The sequence below is a fragment of the Prochlorococcus marinus CUG1415 genome (genome assembly GCF_017696015.1).
GTDB lineage: Bacteria > Cyanobacteriota > Cyanobacteriia > PCC-6307 > Cyanobiaceae > Prochlorococcus_A > Prochlorococcus_A marinus_AE.
In genome coordinates, this window is record NZ_JAAORL010000001.1 from 550,682 (window position 1) to 568,160 (window position 17,479).

13 protein-coding genes are annotated in these 17,479 nt (G+C 30.9%); 4 read left to right on the forward strand and 9 right to left on the reverse strand.

Annotated features, from left to right (window positions below):
• Positions 1-26 precede the first annotated feature (26 nt).
• The 7 genes from HA143_RS03145 to HA143_RS03175 form a co-directional block, all read right to left on the reverse strand.
• The gene (locus HA143_RS03145; protein ID WP_209083181.1) at positions 27-1,010 is read right to left on the reverse strand and encodes an NAD-dependent epimerase/dehydratase family protein; all 984 of its coding nucleotides are present in this window, start codon (positions 1,008-1,010) and stop codon (positions 27-29) included.
• 8 nt (positions 1,011-1,018) lie between these two features.
• On the reverse strand, positions 1,019-2,059 hold the full coding sequence (hemE, locus tag HA143_RS03150; RefSeq protein ID WP_209083182.1) for a uroporphyrinogen decarboxylase: 1,041 nt from the start codon (positions 2,057-2,059) through the stop codon (positions 1,019-1,021).
• A gap of 123 nt (positions 2,060-2,182) precedes the next feature.
• Positions 2,183-4,450, reverse strand: a complete 2,268-nt coding sequence (gene glgB / locus HA143_RS03155; protein ID WP_209083183.1) for a 1,4-alpha-glucan branching protein GlgB — start codon at positions 4,448-4,450, stop codon at positions 2,183-2,185.
• 59 nt (positions 4,451-4,509) lie between these two features.
• Complete coding sequence (locus HA143_RS03160) at positions 4,510-6,084, reverse strand: CocE/NonD family hydrolase (protein WP_209083184.1); 1,575 nt, start codon at positions 6,082-6,084, stop codon at positions 4,510-4,512.
• 7 nt (positions 6,085-6,091) lie between these two features.
• The gene (locus HA143_RS03165; RefSeq protein ID WP_209083185.1) at positions 6,092-6,358 is read right to left on the reverse strand and encodes a hypothetical protein; all 267 of its coding nucleotides are present in this window, start codon (positions 6,356-6,358) and stop codon (positions 6,092-6,094) included.
• A gap of 53 nt (positions 6,359-6,411) precedes the next feature.
• Complete coding sequence (locus HA143_RS03170) at positions 6,412-6,819, reverse strand: DUF4332 domain-containing protein (RefSeq protein ID WP_209083186.1); 408 nt, start codon at positions 6,817-6,819, stop codon at positions 6,412-6,414.
• A gap of 12 nt (positions 6,820-6,831) precedes the next feature.
• Positions 6,832-7,275 carry a DUF2518 family protein gene (locus HA143_RS03175; RefSeq protein WP_209083187.1) on the reverse strand — a complete coding sequence of 148 codons (444 nt, stop codon included), beginning with the start codon at positions 7,273-7,275 and terminating at the stop codon, positions 6,832-6,834.
• A gap of 121 nt (positions 7,276-7,396) precedes the next feature.
• On the opposite strand from HA143_RS03175, the gene HA143_RS03180 reads away from it, so the two are divergent.
• The 4 genes from HA143_RS03180 (at position 7,397) to HA143_RS03195 (ending at position 13,799) form a co-directional block, all read left to right on the forward strand.
• Positions 7,397-11,449: a hypothetical protein gene (locus HA143_RS03180; protein ID WP_209083188.1), complete on the forward strand. Its 4,053-nt coding sequence runs from the start codon at positions 7,397-7,399 to the stop codon at positions 11,447-11,449.
• Between the two features lie 66 nt (positions 11,450-11,515).
• Positions 11,516-12,826 (forward strand): glutamate-5-semialdehyde dehydrogenase, encoded by a 1,311-nt coding sequence (locus tag HA143_RS03185; protein WP_209083189.1) that lies wholly within the window; start codon positions 11,516-11,518, stop codon positions 12,824-12,826.
• 11 nt (positions 12,827-12,837) lie between these two features.
• On the forward strand, positions 12,838-13,200 hold the full coding sequence (locus HA143_RS03190; RefSeq protein WP_209083190.1) for a dihydroneopterin aldolase: 363 nt from the start codon (positions 12,838-12,840) through the stop codon (positions 13,198-13,200).
• Positions 13,201-13,205: 5 nt separating this feature from the next.
• Positions 13,206-13,799, forward strand: coding sequence for an esterase/lipase family protein (locus tag HA143_RS03195; RefSeq protein WP_209083191.1), 594 nt, complete (start codon positions 13,206-13,208; stop codon positions 13,797-13,799).
• Here HA143_RS03195 and HA143_RS03200 read toward each other — a convergent pair.
• Together HA143_RS03200 and HA143_RS03205 are read right to left on the reverse strand one after the other, a co-directional pair.
• Complete coding sequence (locus tag HA143_RS03200) at positions 13,789-15,879, reverse strand: M3 family metallopeptidase (protein WP_209083192.1); 2,091 nt, start codon at positions 15,877-15,879, stop codon at positions 13,789-13,791. The two genes, HA143_RS03195 and HA143_RS03200, sit on opposite strands and share 11 nt — an antisense overlap.
• An 18-nt stretch (positions 15,880-15,897) precedes the next feature.
• The gene (locus tag HA143_RS03205) at positions 15,898-17,436 is read right to left on the reverse strand and encodes an NAD(P)H-quinone oxidoreductase subunit 4 (RefSeq protein WP_209083193.1); all 1,539 of its coding nucleotides are present in this window, start codon (positions 17,434-17,436) and stop codon (positions 15,898-15,900) included.
• Positions 17,437-17,479: the final 43 nt, after the last annotated feature.

Below are 17,479 nucleotides of genomic sequence, written 5' to 3' on the forward strand. Positions count from 1 at the left end.
GCTTTGGGAACCTAACTGTGAGAATTTTAATTGTTATTACAGCTTGGTAACTTTGATAACCTTAAAATATCATTCAGTGACTTACCATAACTTTTAAGTTTGAAAGTCTCAGGATTAGTGATGGTGACATGATTAAAGTCATATTTTTTGATACTGAAGCTATCCCACGGGGTGGTTTGTATGGGAAGAATTCTTAATAATATTTTTAGAATTTTTTTTGTAAGGGGTATCGCAAAATATCTCCTCATATTATTTCTTTTTAAAAGTGTAATTATGGCCTGATCAATTGAAATAAATTTCTGACCTAGTACAAATTTTCTAAAGCCTTTGTATTGATCTTCTTTATAATTTTTAATTAGAAACCCGCAAATTTGAGCGATATCATATGCATGTATAAAGTGAAATTTAGAATCGAGTTTTAAAAATCTTGCCAACCAAAGCCATTTCCTAATTTCTTTCAATCCACTAGTTAAATAACTCACAGGATATTTACTTTTTTTGCCAAGATTTCCTCCAAAAACCAAGGTAGGGAAAACAGCGAATGTTTTTTCTGCAAATGAGCTTTCTCTAAGTCTCTGGAAACATTCATATTTTGTTTGTATGTACTCCGTTCCATAAATTAATGATTCCCTCATTAATTCTGTTTGTTTATCAAGAATGCTAGCTGTTGAAAAATAAATAATCTTTTCTAACTTTTCCATATCAAGCATTTCAAGTAATTCTTCAAAAGCTTTAATATTTACTTCATATGCTCTTCTTGGATCTCCCCAAGCCGTAGCAGTATGTATTAGATAATTAATTTGACTAATTTCCTTTTTATATCTATTTGATTCTCTGATATCGCATACTATTAACTTGACTTTGTTATTTTCTTGAATATTAATTGGTAGCTTACTTTTATCTCTTACCATGAGATAAAGCCTTAATTTTGTGTTTTTTAAAAACCAATCAACTAAATATTGGCCAACACATCCATTCGCTCCTGTTATTAATAAGTTTTTATAGGTCAAGATTTTGACTAGTAAGTGAGTTTTTTTCCATGTTCAAAAAATGTTTGTGCATTTTCCTCTGGAGTACCAGGTAAAATACCATGACCTAAATTCAGAATATATTTCCTATCTTTGACTTTATTGAAAGTATCATCGATCCTTTCTTTTATTGATTGCTTATTTCCAAATAAAATGCCAGGGTCAACATTACCTTGAATTCCTATCCTATTAGGGATTCTTTTACAAGCCTCTTCTATATCTACTGTCCAGTCTAATGAAATTATATCTACCCCAGTTTTGGCCATTCTTTCTATTACTCCAGCACTTCCTGAAATGTAGAGAATAACAGGTGTGTCAGGGTACTCCTCTTTTACAATTTCAACAACTTTTTTTTGATAAGGTCCAGCAAAGATGTCATAATCTTGTGGGCTTAGTTGACCTGCCCATGAATCAAAAATTTGTACTACTTGCGCTCCAGATTTTATTTGATATTTAAGATATTCACCAATAGATTTTGCAAAATGATCAAGAAGTTTGTGAAGTAAATCTGGTTCTTTAAAAGCCATTGATTTTATTAAAGAATAATTTTTACTGCTTTTACCTTCAACTACATATGCAGCAAGAGTCCAAGGTGCGCCAACAAAACCTAAAACTGTTGCTTCATTATTCACATCTTTTTTTAGTGAAGAAAGAACTTGTCCAACAAATCTTAAACTCTCACTTGGATTTAATTCTTTTAAATTTTCTATCTGGCTAAGAGTTCTGATTGGGTCCTCAATTATTGGACCTTTACTTTCTATTATTTCAAAATTTATGCCCATCCCTGGAAGAGGTGTGAGAATATCTGAAAAAAGGATCACACCATCTGGTTTGAAAGCATGAAAAGGCTGCATTGAAATCTCATATGAAAGTTCTGGATTCTCAGACCTCTCTCTAAAGCTTGGGTAACGCTCCCTTAAATCCCTATAGATTTTCATATATCTTCCTGCTTGCCTCATCATCCATACTGGAGGCCTATTAACTTTTTTACCTAATGCGGCAGAAAGTAGTAGTGGTAAATTTTCACCCATTTTTCAATTCGATATGTTTTTAAAAATAAATTTTAAAATTCCAACTTAAAAATCTTACAATGCAAAGCATATCAAAAGCGTTATATGAACATTTATATGAAGCACTAAGTTAGATGGGTCCTCCTAATTTTTTTTTGATTGATGTTTGAAAATACTCACGCTTAATGGTGGCAAAGCAATGTCTAGAGCATTTTGATAATCATGAATATTGTAATTTATAGTTTCCTTACCTCCCATATTTCCTTTATTACTGCCTCCATATCTAGAGCTGTCTGAATTAAATATCTCTTCATAGAATCCTTCTAAAGGAACACCTACTTTATATGACCCATGAGTATTAGGTGTAAAGTTTGCAACTACAACAAGCCACTCATTGGTATCGCTTTCTCTTCTCATAAAACTTATGACCGAATTAGATTTGTCACTACAATCAATCCATTGGAATCCATAAGGATCAAAGTCATTTTTCCATAACGCAGGTTCATTTTTATAAAGTTCATTTAGGTCATCAACCAAGTTTCTGATACCTTTATGAGGTTCAAATTCTAGTAATTCCCATTGCAGATCATCCCAAACATTCCATTCTTGTCTTTGTCCAAATTCCATTCCCATAAATATCGTTTTTTTCCCGGGATGGGTCCACATATAAGTTAGTAAAGCTCGAGTATTTGCATATTTCTTCCAGTCATCACCTGGCATTTTATGCAATAGGTGACTTTTCCCATGGACAACCTCATCATGACTAAGAGCAAGCATAAAGTTCTCTGTATAGTTGTATGTTATTGAGAATGTCACACTATTTTGATGGAATTGTCTGAACCAAGGATCTATCTCGAAATAATCGAGCATATCGTGCATCCATCCCATATTCCATTTTAAATTAAACCCAAGTCCTCCCGTGTCTGTTGGCTTGGTCACCATCGGCCAAGTTGTTGATTCTTCAGCGATAGAAAGTGCACCAGGAAAATGTTGGAAGAGTACATGATTAGCCTGTTGAAGAAATTTAACAGCTTCTATGTTCTCATTCCCGCCATTCTCATTAGGTATCCATTCTCCATCTGGGCGTAGATAGTCTCTGTATAACATTGAAGCTACAGCATCTACTCTTATTCCATCGATATGAAATTGTTCAAACCAATAAACAAGATTGGCCACTAGGAAATTTCTTACTTCGTTTCTGCTGTAGTTAAAGATTAAAGTTCCCCATTCTTTGTGTTCTCCTATTCGTGAATCTCCGTGTTCGTATAGATGACATCCATCAAAAAATGCTAAACCATGTTTATCTTTTGGAAAATGACCTGGTACCCAATCAAGAATTACACCTATGCCCTCTTCATGACATTTATTTACAAACTCTCTAAATTCATTCGGAGTACCAAATCTACTCGTTGGAGCATACCAGCCTGTAACCTGGTATCCCCATGAACCATCAAAGGGATGTTCAGAGATTGGCATCAGTTCAATATGAGTAAATCCTCTCTCTTTCACATAAGGGATTAGTTTTTCTGTTAATTCTGGATAAGTTAATAATCTTGTTCCAGGTTTCAAATCTGCAGCAGGCACTGGATCTCTAAGATTTCCATTGTCTTCGAGATATTTATTATCTGTTGATTCATGAAGCCAACTTCCTAAATGCATCTCATAAACTGAAATTGGCTTGTTGATTTGAGTAGAGGAATCTCTATTTGTAATCCAAGAACTATCATTCCAATTAAAGTTATTCAATTTTGAAACTATTGAACCATTTTGAGGCCTGACTTCATGAAGGAAACCATATGGATCAGCTTTTTCATAAATATGCCCTTCTTGCGTTCTTATTTCATATTTGTATTTGTCTCCCTCTTTCATTATTGGCATGAATAGTTCCCAAATCCCTCCTAATCTTCTTTGCATAGGATGATGTCTTCCATCCCAAGAATTTATATCTCCAATTATCGAGATTGATTTTGCATTTGGAGCCCAAAGACAGAACATGACACCCTTTTGATTTTCATCTTCAATTAGATGAGCTCCCATTTTTTCCCAAATATGATGATGATTCCCTTCTGCAAAAAGATGCCTATCAATCTCTCCCATCCACTCTTCTCTATAAGACCATGGGTCATGTTGTGAATGAGTGATGCCTCCTCTTGAAATAGTTATTTCGTAATTAGAATTTGGATTTTCAGGCAGGATTGCTTCAAAAAGCCATTGATGATTTATGTTTTCGGCCTTATAGGTTTTATTTTTAAAATTTATTTTAACTTCATCTGCTTCAGGGATCCAAACCCTTATTACCCATTTCTCTTCATAAAAATGAGGACCTAAAATTTTTAATGGATTATCATTGCAACAATTTTCTAGGTTGATAGCTTCTGATTTAATCCAGTCTGCTTGATTTGTATTTATCATGACTGGTGGATATTAAGGATTAATAATATCAAATGATTAACCAAAAAAAAAATAATTTTTTAAAAAAAAGGGGCCATTTTCATAAATGTTTTACTAAGGCTAAAACTAAGAGTAATAATTCTATGAATTGCTGAAGGTGCTCCAACATTTTCTTCCCCAAATCCTGGATTAACTCCAATAGCAGGATAAGCTGCCGCTGAAATAGATAATCGAAGCTTGCTACCTTTAATCAAACAGATATTCGTTGGCTGCATAGTTATTGAATAAATGCATTCCTCATTTATTTTAGAGTTTTTAACTCTTAAGAATCCAGTTGAGAATTGATTTACCTTCTCACCATATTCTTCAACTAGAGATAAGGCAAGGCAGACATCAAAGTTTGGTTGATCACTTTTTATAGAGATTTCTAATTTAGGAATCCCTTTGAAATTTTGATCTTCCTCAAAAAACTTTGTTTGAAAAACACCTACATCCAAACGTTTATCAATAATATTTCTATTAAACTTTCCTGGATTTGGACCTAAATGACCACCTTCAGATGGTGTAGGCCTCCAAGGGTCGTTAACAATTGTGAACCAACCTGATCCTTTTGAATTTATGCTAAGACTTCCATCTTCAATTGCTATATTTGCGGTACCATCACTTTTAAGTCCAAAAATAAATTCAGGGTTAAAATCATTAACGAATTCGTCCCATTTATTTAATGAAATATTCCATATTTTTTTCTCTATTTTAGTATCATCAAAATTTAATTTTTTATCAAATTTTAAATGTTTATCAAAAAATTTTAATAAACACTCTTGTGATCCTTCCCACCAACTTAGATGTGTAGCATTCCCAATAAGTATCTCTGGACTTCCACCAGCTTCTTTTGATTTTTTATAAAGATCAAATGCACCTTTTAAATGTGGATCCCAAAGTCCTCCAATAATTAACATAGGTTTTTTAATCCATGTTGAAATTGGCTTGAATTCTTCAAATGGATAATTATTATTTAAATTTTTAAGCCATTCCAAGACAAAGCTATTAGGGTCGTATTTTTTTAAGATATCAAGTCCTTCCCTTAGATAACTTTTATTTTCTAAGGATAATCTTATCTTTTCCCATTCAAGTAAATTATTTTCTCTTTTCTTTTTTAGTCCTGCAATTTGCAGGCCCCATGCAATATTGTTATGCCACCAATATGCTCCTCCGTCTGAGCACCAATGATCTTTAATATTCAACCCAGTCATTGCTGGAGATAAACAATCGGGAGGCTCTGAATTTAATTCGCCAGTTAGTTGTGTAAATCCTTGATATGAAAATCCATATAAGCCAAGTTTCCCATTACATTCTTTTAAGGATCTCACCCATTTATGTGTTTCTGAAGTGTCGCTAGCTTCTTGTGTGAAACCATTGAAAACCCCTTCAGAAGATCCCATACCTCTAACATCCTGAATTATTACTATGTATCCTTTGTGAGCCCACCATGAAGGGTGAGAGTAGGTAATGGTTGAAGCAATTTTCCTACCGTAAGGTTGTCTCATTAATAATGCAGGCCATGGCCCATGACCATTGGGCAACCAAATCCTTGATATAAGTCTTACTCCATCTCTAAGTACCAGAGATTTGTCAAACCATCTTATTTGATGCATTTGGTTTTTAGTAAATCTCGGGGCAATAAAGACCAATTACATATATAGAATAAAATTCAGCGTTTACTAAAGATAGTTTATTCTTTTTAGAGACAAAATTAGTTGCTTTAACTGAAGTCGCAGATTTATTGTCTGCATTGTACTCTTTAAACTTTTTACATAATTTCAAACCTTCATTAGGATTATTTTTTGCCCTTTCTAGTAAGTTAGGTTGACTTAAAATAGGATTTAATGAAGATGAAAGCATGAATAAAACAAATAAAAAAGATTTCATTATTACTTACTTTTTTCTAAATTCTACATAAAAAATATTTTTTAACCAAGATTTTAAAAAGAATTGTAGATTTGCTTTGCTTTTTTAATCCATTTTTTTAAAAGAGCAAAAGTTATATCTGCTTCAGTTTTTACTCTTAGAATTCTTTCTAATCTCCCAATTTTTCGTTCTAATTCGTAAGGTGTACATAGTGATAATGATTTAATAGATCCAATACCGCAATGTAAAAGTAGATATGCTTTCGGTGGAGAAATTTCAATTTCTTTTTTAAATATAGCTATGGCTCTAATTTTTTTTAAATTATTTAATGTGCATAGTGGAGATTTTCTTTGGATCTCATTTATATCTAAGTCTGAAAGATTACTTAGTTTTTTAAAGTCAGTTAGATTATTTTGAATAAAAAAAGATTTCTCATGTCTAAAGTTAGTAGGCAAAAAATCTAAAAAGTTTTTGCTTTCCATTATTATTAGAGACTAATTCATTTTTACATTTTTCTGCACTTTCCCTATTATTACTGGTTTACTTACTCCCTCTGAAATTTTTTCGAGTTTCCTTAGCTTTATTTTTACGTTCGCACCCGACCTGCTACCTTTCCTCAGGTTTTCTGATAATTGCTCTAAAGTTGGTGCAATAGATTCTTCTGGGAAGTCATCCTCTGCTTTAGCAACAATTAAATCAAATCCGTTATCGTAAACAATTGGAACATATTTTGCACCTTCTATTACAACTTTTTCAGTATAACTTTGTATAAATGCCCAACTACTTAATGAAAGTAATAATGAGAAAATGGTTGCTCCTATTATTCGAAATTTAAACCCAAAATTAAATATAAAAGCTATTACAGTAGCCATTAAAAGGCATATTCCAAATAATCCAAAGATTTTGGGTGTGTTCTCTAATAGTTCAAAAAAAGACATTTAGTGGCTTTGACCTAATTAATTTCTTATATTTTGTAAGCCTACTCTATTTTTGGGTTCTAACTTGAAAAAAATTAGATCTCTAAATTTAAATACAAAAATTATTTATTTAGGGATAATCATGTCCTTAGGATTTTTAGGCACCTTTTTATTAAATAATTTTTTAAGAGAAACTTATAGCACCAAGAAATCAGAACTAGAAAAAACCATTGAGAATTTTTTAAATAAAGAGGTTGATTTAGGTGATTATGCTGGAATTAGATTTCTGGGGATTGCTATTGGGAATTCCAAAATTATTGATAAAAAAAATATAGATTCTGAAATTAAAGCTAAGAATATATATGTGGGGATTATGCCTTTAAGGTCTTTTTTAAATCAAAAATGGATCATTAAAATAAAACCTGAAAATACTGAAATTAATATTGATAGGGACTTTTTCAAAAGAGAAAAATTATATCTAAGTAATAAAAATATTTCTAAGTCAAATTTGAATTATGATTTAATTTTTAATTTAACTAATTATTCAAATTTTAAATTGAAAGGAATTGGATTAGATACTAAAATTAAGGGTGATCTTATATACAAGTCTGCTGATAAACAAATAATTGGAAATATAAAATCAAATTTTGAAGATAGGGGTAAGTTAGTATTTAAATTTAATAAGAAACTTAATAAAGACTTTTTGAAATTTGAGTTTTTTTCAAATGGGCTCAAACTTGGCTTGTCTGAATACAATGTTGGAAATAGACAATTTTTATTAAAGGAAGGGAAGTTTAAATCCAATTTTAAATTTTACAAAATATCAAACCAAGCAATTTGTAAAGGAGGATTCTCTTTAAATAAACTAAAACTAAATACCTATGGATTACAGGAAGATATAAACTCTGATTCTTTAAATTTTGGTTGTGAAAAAAATAATTTAATAGCTAATAATCTTGCATTTAAATATGGAAGTTTAATTTCAGATTTTAATCTTAATATTCCATTAAATCAAAGCGTTAATAAAATAGATCTTAAAGGAACAATTAAATTTGAAAATAGTTCAAACCCAGATGTCAATTTATCAGGGGGCATTCCATATTGGTTTGATAAAAGAGGAGTGAATTTTGGAAAGCTTAATTCTAAATTTGTATTAAATAGAACTAAGTTGGATAATTTAAATATTTTCAAAGGAAGAGGAATAAGCGGTTTTGTTACTGCTAATGGAGATTTTGGAGGAAGTATAAATAACCCTGAGCTTTTAGTTAAATTTAATGTTGATTATCCACAATACAAAAATATAAAAATCACAGAATTTTGGGGAGGTGAAATTAACAATAAAGATGATGAATATACAATAAACATGAATAATAGAAATACGCCAGTTCCATCTTTTCTTACAATTAAATATGATTCAAATATAAAACTTAAGAAAGTAAATTTCAGTAGACTTTCTCGATCCAAAAAAGGTTCTAATTATGGAAGCTTAAATATGGTTAGAAAGGGCGATAAGATTAATTGGGATGCCAAGAATTTTCCTCTCAATGAACTTCAAATGGCGATAGGAAATGATAAGTTTGATAGGATTAGTGGAAATATTAATGGAACGGGATTTTTCTCGCTAAGTGATTCTTCCTATAGTGGAAGACTTGCTTGGAGTTTAGGTGAATATAGAAATATCAAATTTGCTAATTCTTTATTTTCTTTTGAAGTCAGAGACGATAATTATTATTTAAATTCTTCTTTATATCCAAATGATGGAGGAATAATAGAAATTAATAATTATTCATCTAATAAAGAAATTTATGATATTAGTTTTGAAAATGTAAGTACAGATTGGACATTACTAACTATAGTTGATATTTTAGATTTTGATAATAATCAAATAAGTAAAAATAAGAAGTTAGAAAAAATAAAAAATTTAAATAATAATAAAAATAAAATAAGCAAAAATAAGACGTCGGGAAAACTAAAAACTTTAAATATTGATTTAAATAAAAAATCTTTAGAGGAAAAGGTCAATTTCATTAAAAACTATAATGCAGTAAATCTTTATTCTGGGGATAAATATAATTTAAAGAAACTTATTAAAAAATTCGATGGTAGATATAATGCAGAATTACTAATAGATGCTAAAGAAAAAAATAATTTAAAAATAAAAAATGCTTACCTTGATGGCGCTATAGAATTAAATAGAAATACCTCTATTAGTAAAAAAGAAAAAATTTCGTTGCGTTTTAATGGAGGATTAATGAAAGGTAATGGAGAACTGAATGTTGATAAAATCCCTCTGAAAACTTTAAACTTATTATTAGATAACCCAATAGATTTAAATGGCACTTTGAATTTTAATTTAGAGTATGATCTTGACAAAAACTTCTTAGAAATAGAAGAAATAAATTCAATCAATACATCAATTAATGAAAATAAGTTTAAATTTAGCAAAGGAGAGATTAAGGTTAATGATCAAATAGTTACAACAAATTTAAAATTAAAATATGATAATTCCAACATTCCTATATACCTCAAAGGTTCTATCCCAATAAAAAATAAACCAGAAAAAAAAGATTTAAAACTTACTTTTGGCGGGGACAAACAATTTATTGATATTATCAATTTTTTATCTCAAGATTATTTTGATTTTAAGAAAGGAGACCTTTTTTATACCTTTAAAATTAGAGGTTCAATTGAAAAGCCAGAAATATCTGGAAGATTGAATATAATTGATTCAGATGTTGATATTCTAGATACTAATTTAAGAAATATTAATTCGAGAGTTTTTTGGAATTCTTATGAAAAAGATTCAAAAATAATAAATGATATTGAAATCATAGAATTTGAAGCAACAGACGAGGATAAAGGGACTATATCCATTACAGGAGTTCTTCCTCTTTTTATAAAAGATGATTTAATTGAAAAAAAGATTAGTTTAGAAACAAAAAACTTAAATCTAGTTTCTGAAAATTTTAACTACATTTATGACTCAAATTTAAATGTAAGAGGATCAATTTTAAAACCCATTTTTTCTGGGGATATAACCTTGAGGGATGGTTCTTACAAATTAAAAAATTTTAATTTAGCAAGCAAGGAAAATAAAATAGATTGGGAAGAACTGACTTGGAATTATGATGATCAAATTGAAATAATATCTGATGAAACCCCTTTTAGCTTAGTTGAGTTAAGGAAAATTATCCCAAGTTATTTGCATACTTTTAGCTTTGATAATTTGAAATTAAAACTTGGACCAAACTTTAGAGTAGAGTACTTAAATATAATTAAAACTCAATTATCTACTAAACCTCCAGGCACTGATTTAATAATAAATGGAAAAATAAAAGAAGATATTGACAAAAAAGAATTTAATTTAAAAGAAGATGATGATAAGAAATGTGGTTCTTTATCCTTACAAGGTCGTATTAACCTTATGAATGGAATAGCTAATTTGTACACAACACCATTTAAGCTAAATAAAAATAATGATAACCATTTAGCTTTTGCATCAAGAAGTTGTTTGGTTCCCTTAGTTAATTTTTCTCTTATTAGTAAAGTTCCAGAACCAATAAGAAAGATCAATCAAAACGACAAAGAAAATGACTCTTCAACTGATTTGAGTACTAATGATAATTCAAGAGACTTTGCTGCGATTGGTATTGGGAATACAAGACTTATAAGAATTGAGGCCTCATATTATGGATACTTAGATGAATTAAGATCCAGTAATAATATCTTTTTGAGGAGTACACCCAGCTATAACCGCTCTCAAATTATTGGTTTAATGAGCGGTAATTCAGCTAATTTAATTAATCGTACGTTTATTTCTCGAATTAATAATGCAGATGCATTTAGTGAAAGATTTCAGCTATCTTTATACCCCGCATTAATAGAAAATAATGATTCTCTAAATAATATTTACGCAAATGATAATTTAGATCTAGAAAATAGTGAAGGGTCGATTTCTAATATTGGACAATCTTCAGAAGAATGGATCACAGAAATTGGTTTTGATATTACTGATAAAGGTTGGATAAACTTTGCAATTCAAACAATCCCAGGAAGAGATGACATACCACCTCAAGGAATTTTAACTTTACAACATAATGAATTCTTTAATGAAAACATTGATTTGGAAGTAACAGGTTCTACTGATTCCAAAGGAGATTGGAAAAGTCAATTGCAATTATTCTGGAGATATTAAGTCATAAATAAAGTTGGTTTAAAGAATCGTTAATTTGAATTATGATTAATTTAACTAGAAACTATTATGGCCAATATCTTTGAAGTTTCTCAACCAGAGAATGATCTTTTAGAAAAAGCTGATCAAGTTCGTTTGGCATCAATAAAAATAAGTCAGACTGAAAATAACAATAGAATTAAAGCCTTAAATTTTATGGCTGATTATCTAGAGAAAAATACTACAGAAATTTTAGAGGCTAATCATGAGGACTATACAAGAGCAGAAAAGAAAGGTATTTCAAAGGCTTTACTTTCTAGATTAAAGTTATCAAAAGAAAAATTAACTTCAGGAATTGAAGGAGTAAGAAAAGTTGGAGACTTGGTTGACCCTGTAAATCAAGTGCAAATCAGAAGAGAGCTATCCAAGGGATTGATCTTAGAAAGAAAAACTGTGCCTATCGGAGTCCTAGGGGTTATTTTTGAATCAAGGCCAGATGCTGTAATGCAGATTAGTTCTCTAGCAATAAGATCTGGTAATGGAGTTATGCTAAAGGGCGGAAGTGAAGCTAATTCAACAAATACTGCAATAGTCAAAGCATTGCAACAGGGTTTGCAGGAATCAGGCCTTGATAAAAATGCAATATGCTTACTTAAAAGCAGAAAAGATAGTATGTCGATGTTAAATCTTGAGAAATATATTAATTTAATAATTCCTAGAGGAAGTAATGAATTAGTAAAATTTATTCAGGAGAATACAAGAATACCCGTATTAGGTCATGCTGATGGAATTTGTCATTTGTTTATAGATAATGAGGCAAATCTCGAGATGGCTTTATCAGTGGCTTTGGACAGTAAAATTCAATATCCTGCAGCATGTAATTCTATTGAAACTTTATTAGTACATAATGAAATTGCACCAGTCTTTCTAGAAAAGGCTATACCTTTGTTTAATTCTAATGACGTTAAATTGATTGGAGATGAAAGATCAGTTGAATTAGGGTTAAAACATGAGGCTAGTCTAGAAGATTGGCAAACTGAATATTTAGATTTAATCTTAGCGATAAAAATTGTTGATGATCTTGAGGAGGCAATCACTCATATTCAAAAATTTAGTTCAAAACATACAGATGGAATAATTACTGAAAATTTAAATACTGCTAAGAATTTTATGAATGTAGTTGATAGCACAGGTGTTTTTCATAATTGCTCTACTAGGTTCGCAGATGGGTTTAGATATGGATTCGGAGCTGAAGTTGGGATATCAACTCAAGCTCTGCCCCCAAGAGGACCTGTAGGTCTAGAGGGTTTGGTTACATATAAATATTTCCTAAAAGGAGATGGGAATATAGTTGATGATTTTTCATCTGGGAAGGCTATCTATACGCATAAGGATCTTTAAATTTTTTGAAGATGGAAACATTTTTAAAAATTGAAAATATTAAACTTTGGGCTAGAGTGGGTGTCCTGTATGAAGAAAGGCAATTAGGTCAACTATTTAGTTTGGATATATTTTTGTGGACTGATTTTGAAAAGTGTACTGCAAATGATGATATAAAAAAAACAGTTGACTATTCAAAATTAGTTGAAATTTTAAAATATCAATCAAAGAAAATATATTGTTTCACAATAGAAAAATACTCAAACGAAATTTTAGAAATTATTGATAAGGAATTTAAGCTTTCTAAAATTAAAATTATTTTGACAAAATGTAATCCTCCAATTACTGGTTTTGATGGGAAGGTTTCAATAGTAAGAATTCTTGAAAACAAGTAAAAGTTTTGGAAAAAAGAAATCCCATTATTTTGATTCATGGTCTTTGGAATACTTCAACTATTTTTTCTTCTATTACCTCAAAACTTGATGAAATTGGAATTGAATATTTCGCCCCAACTCTTAATCATTCATTAGGAATGACTTCTATTATTGATTTAACAAATGTGTTGAACGAATTAATATTAGAGAAATACGGTTTAGAAAAAGAAATAGATATTTTAGGATTCTCTATGGGAGGAATAATTGGTAGATATTGGCTTCAAAAATTTAATGGATATAAAAGAACAAGAAGATTAATATCTTTAGGTTCCCCTCATAAAGGAACATTGATGGCTCAATTAGTACCTAAATACCCTTTTCGAGGAATATCAGAAATGAAAATAAATAGTAAGTTTTTGAGAGAACTTGCAAAAAATGATATTTTTCTTGATGATGTAGAGTGTATAAGTTTTTTTACTTACTGGGATCTAATGGTTTTTCCTTCCTGGTGGACTAATTTAAATTCAGGAGAAAAAATATCAGTAAAAGTATATAAACACAGAAATTTAGTAAGAAATAATTCTTCTGTTAAAAAAATAATTGAGACAATTATGATGTAGCTCCAGACAAACCCAATTGTCTTATTAGGGAATCTGTTTGTGGCTCTCTCCCCCTGAATAGTTTGAATATCTCTAGTGGAGATAAGCTTCCTCCTAAACTAAGTATTGTGTCTTTAAATTTTTTTCCTATTAACTTTAAATCTTCAGTATTTTCCAGATCAGCTTCTTCAAACATAGAAAAAGCATCAGCACTTAGAACTTCAGCCCATTTATATGAGTAATATCCTGCAGAATATCCACCTGCAAATATATGACTAAAACAACAAAGGAATTGATCTTCTTGAATTGGAGCAATTACAGTTGTTTGTTCTGCAATTTCTCTTCTGATTTCATCTGCGGTTTTACCTTTGTTTTTATCAATATTACTGTGCAATCTGAGATCTGTAATCGCAAAATGAAGTTGTCTAAGAGTTGCCATCCCACAATTAAAAGTCCTGTTTTTTAAGATTTTCTCAAAGTTTTCATCGGATAATTTTTCTCCTGTTTGATAGTGTTTAGCAATATTCAATAGTGTATTTTTATGGAAACACCAGTTTTCCATAAATTGACTTGGAAGTTCCACTGCATCCCATTCAACATTATTGATGCCAGCAGCTTGAGGGAGATTTACAGTAGTAAGCATATGTTGAAGACCGTGACCAAATTCATGGAAAAGTGTCTGAACTTCTTCAAAACTCATCAAACTAGGTTTGTCTTTTGATGGGGGAGTCTGATTACAAACAAGATAAGCCACAGGCAGGGTATTATTGCCAACATTATTTTTATTCAAACATTCATCCATCCAGGCCCCTCCTCTTTTTGATTCCGGTCTAGAATATGGATCGAGATAAAAAGATGCTATTTTTTTATCTTCTTTATCGAGGATATTAAAAAACAAAACGTCATCATTCCAAGAAGGTGCTTCATTAGTTGCTTCGACAACTTTAATTTCAAATAACCTTTCGCTTAGTCTAAATAAACCTTTTAAAACATCATTTAGAGGGAACCAAGGCCTCAAAGACTCTTGATCTAAATTGAACTTTTCCTTCCTAAGAATCTCAGACCAATAACTAATATCCCATGGCTCAATAGTCTCGGATTTTGGAAATCCATTATCTTTAGCAAATTTGTGGAGAGATTGTAATTCCAATTTTGCGGTTTTAAAAGCTGGTTCTCTTAATTCCTCTAAAAGGGTTTCAACATTTTTAATTTCTTTGGCCATTTTCGTTGACAAACTTAGTTCTGCCCAACTTTTATACCCAAGTAGATGAGCCTGTTTAGTTCTGAGAAATAATATCTCTTCAATAATTTGAGAATTATTTTTTTCTCCTTGAGACGCCCTGTTTACAAATGACTTATAGAGTTTTTCTCTGAGTTTTCGGTCAGTGGCATATGTCATAAAAGCTGTATAAGTTGGAATATCTAGACTTAATTTCCAAGGGCCATTTATAAAGTTAACTTGGCTATCTTTCTTTAAGTGATTATGAGCTGATATGGCCATTAGTTCTAGAACTCGTTCAGGAAGGCCTTCAACTTCAGATTTTTTATTTAAAATTAAAAACCAATTGTTTGTAGCATCAAGAACGTTGTTGCTGAAATCTGTTGATAGCTTGCCAAGCTCTTCTGCTATTTTATTGAAATCTTTTTGATCATTTTTTTGTAGTGAAATTCCTCTATGTTGCATCTCAAGAATTTCTTTATCTAAAATTCTGTTTTTGATTTGATCAAAGTTTTTTGACTCTTTAAGCTTGACTAAAGAATTGTAAATTATTTTACTTTGCCCAAATCTGTTACTCAAGCTAATAATCTCGGGAAGAAATTTTGAATAAATATCTCTAAGACTTTCAGAGTTATTTACTGCATTTAAGTGGCTTATTACCCCCCAACTCCACCTGAGAACTTCATTGACTTCATTTAAAGGATTTATTACTTTATCCCAAGTTAAATCGTTCTGAATTAAATGATTAGATAGATTTTTCTCTATATTTTTGAAATCATTGCCTATCTTTTCTAATACACCTGGAAATTGTTTATTTATAGTTTCTGGAGTGAATTTTTTAAATTCTGGTAATTCTCCATATTTAAAAATTGAGGTTTCCATTTTTAAGGCAAATTAAACTTAACTAATATTCGATATTATCCCTACTAATTTAGCTAAAGTTAACTGCTGACTGAGAGCATTAGTTGAAGATTCATATAAATTTATGGCGATCTTTGGCCAAAAACCTATCACTAAAGTAGGCAACAATAAACTGAAACCAATTGTCAATTCTCTACCATTCATTTCTTTAACTGTAGCTAGTGCAGGAATTCTGGGGCCAAAAAATACTCTCCTACACATCGACAGTAAATAAATAGGAGTGAGTACAAGACCGATAGCTGCCATAAGAATTGTGATTGATCTAAATATAGAACTGAAGCCTTCTTGACTTGTGATACCTAGAAATATAGTTATTTCGCTAATAAAACCACTCATTCCAGGCAATGCTAGAGAAGCTAATGAGCTTGCTAAGAAAAAAGCAAAAGTTATCGGCAAGACCTTTGCTAATCCACCCATATTTGGAATTGAAAGAGTATTTGTTCTTTCATAAAATGATCCCGTAACGAAAAACATAGCTGCTGCAATAAGCCCGTGACTGATCATCTGGAGCATTGCTCCGCTAATCCCTAAAGCATCCACTGCTCCAATCCCCAAGAGAACGAAACCCATATGACTCACTGAGCTACATGCAATTCTTCTTTTAACATTATCTTGTGCGAATGCATTTAGTGCCCCGTAAATTATATTAATGATTCCAAGAATGATTAATGCAGGGGCAATTTGCAGATGTACATCGGGTAATATTTGAACGTTGAATCTTAATAAAGCGTAGCCTCCCATTTTTAAAAGTATTCCAGCAAGTAACATTGATACTGGTGCATTAGCCTCTCCATGCGCATCGGGTAACCAAGTATGAAGTGGAAAGATAGGAAGTTTTACTCCAAAACCAATTAAAAATCCAAGATATGATAACAATGCTAGGCTTCCGGTTACGTGTTTATTTGTTAAGTCGGTAATATTTAAAGTAAAGGTATCGCCACTCAAGGCAAGTGCTAAACCACTTATGAGTATTAATAAAGAAGCTAAAGCTGTATAAAGAATAAATTTAGTAGCTGCATATAATTTCTTTTTCCCTCCCCATATAGCAATAAGAAGATATACCGGAACCAACTCTAGTTCCCAAGCTAAGAAAAATAGCAAGAAATCTTGAGAAAGGAAAACTAGTGCCTGAGCAGATGCTTGCACTAATAATAGGGCAAAATATAAATTAGATTTTTTCTTTATTTTCCAACTTGCTGCAGCGGATAAGAATGTAATTAACCCACTCAAGGCAACCAAAGGAGCAGATAATCCATCTAAACCTAGAGACCACTCTAAGCCTATTGAAGGTAACCAAGTAACTCTTTCCATAAGTTGCAAGGAGCTATCTGTAGTATTAAATTTTTGGAAAAGTACTCCCACTATTAGTAAAAAATCTATAAATAAAAAACTTAATGAGATATTTCTAGGGAGTGTATTATTTTCTCCTTCCTTAGAACTCAAGAAAGGCATTATTAGTGCCCCAATTAAAGGCAGTAAAACAATTGAGGATAGCCAAGGAAAATATTCTAAATTCATTTATGGAATGAATAATTTTTTTATTCTAGTTGAAGTTGTACTA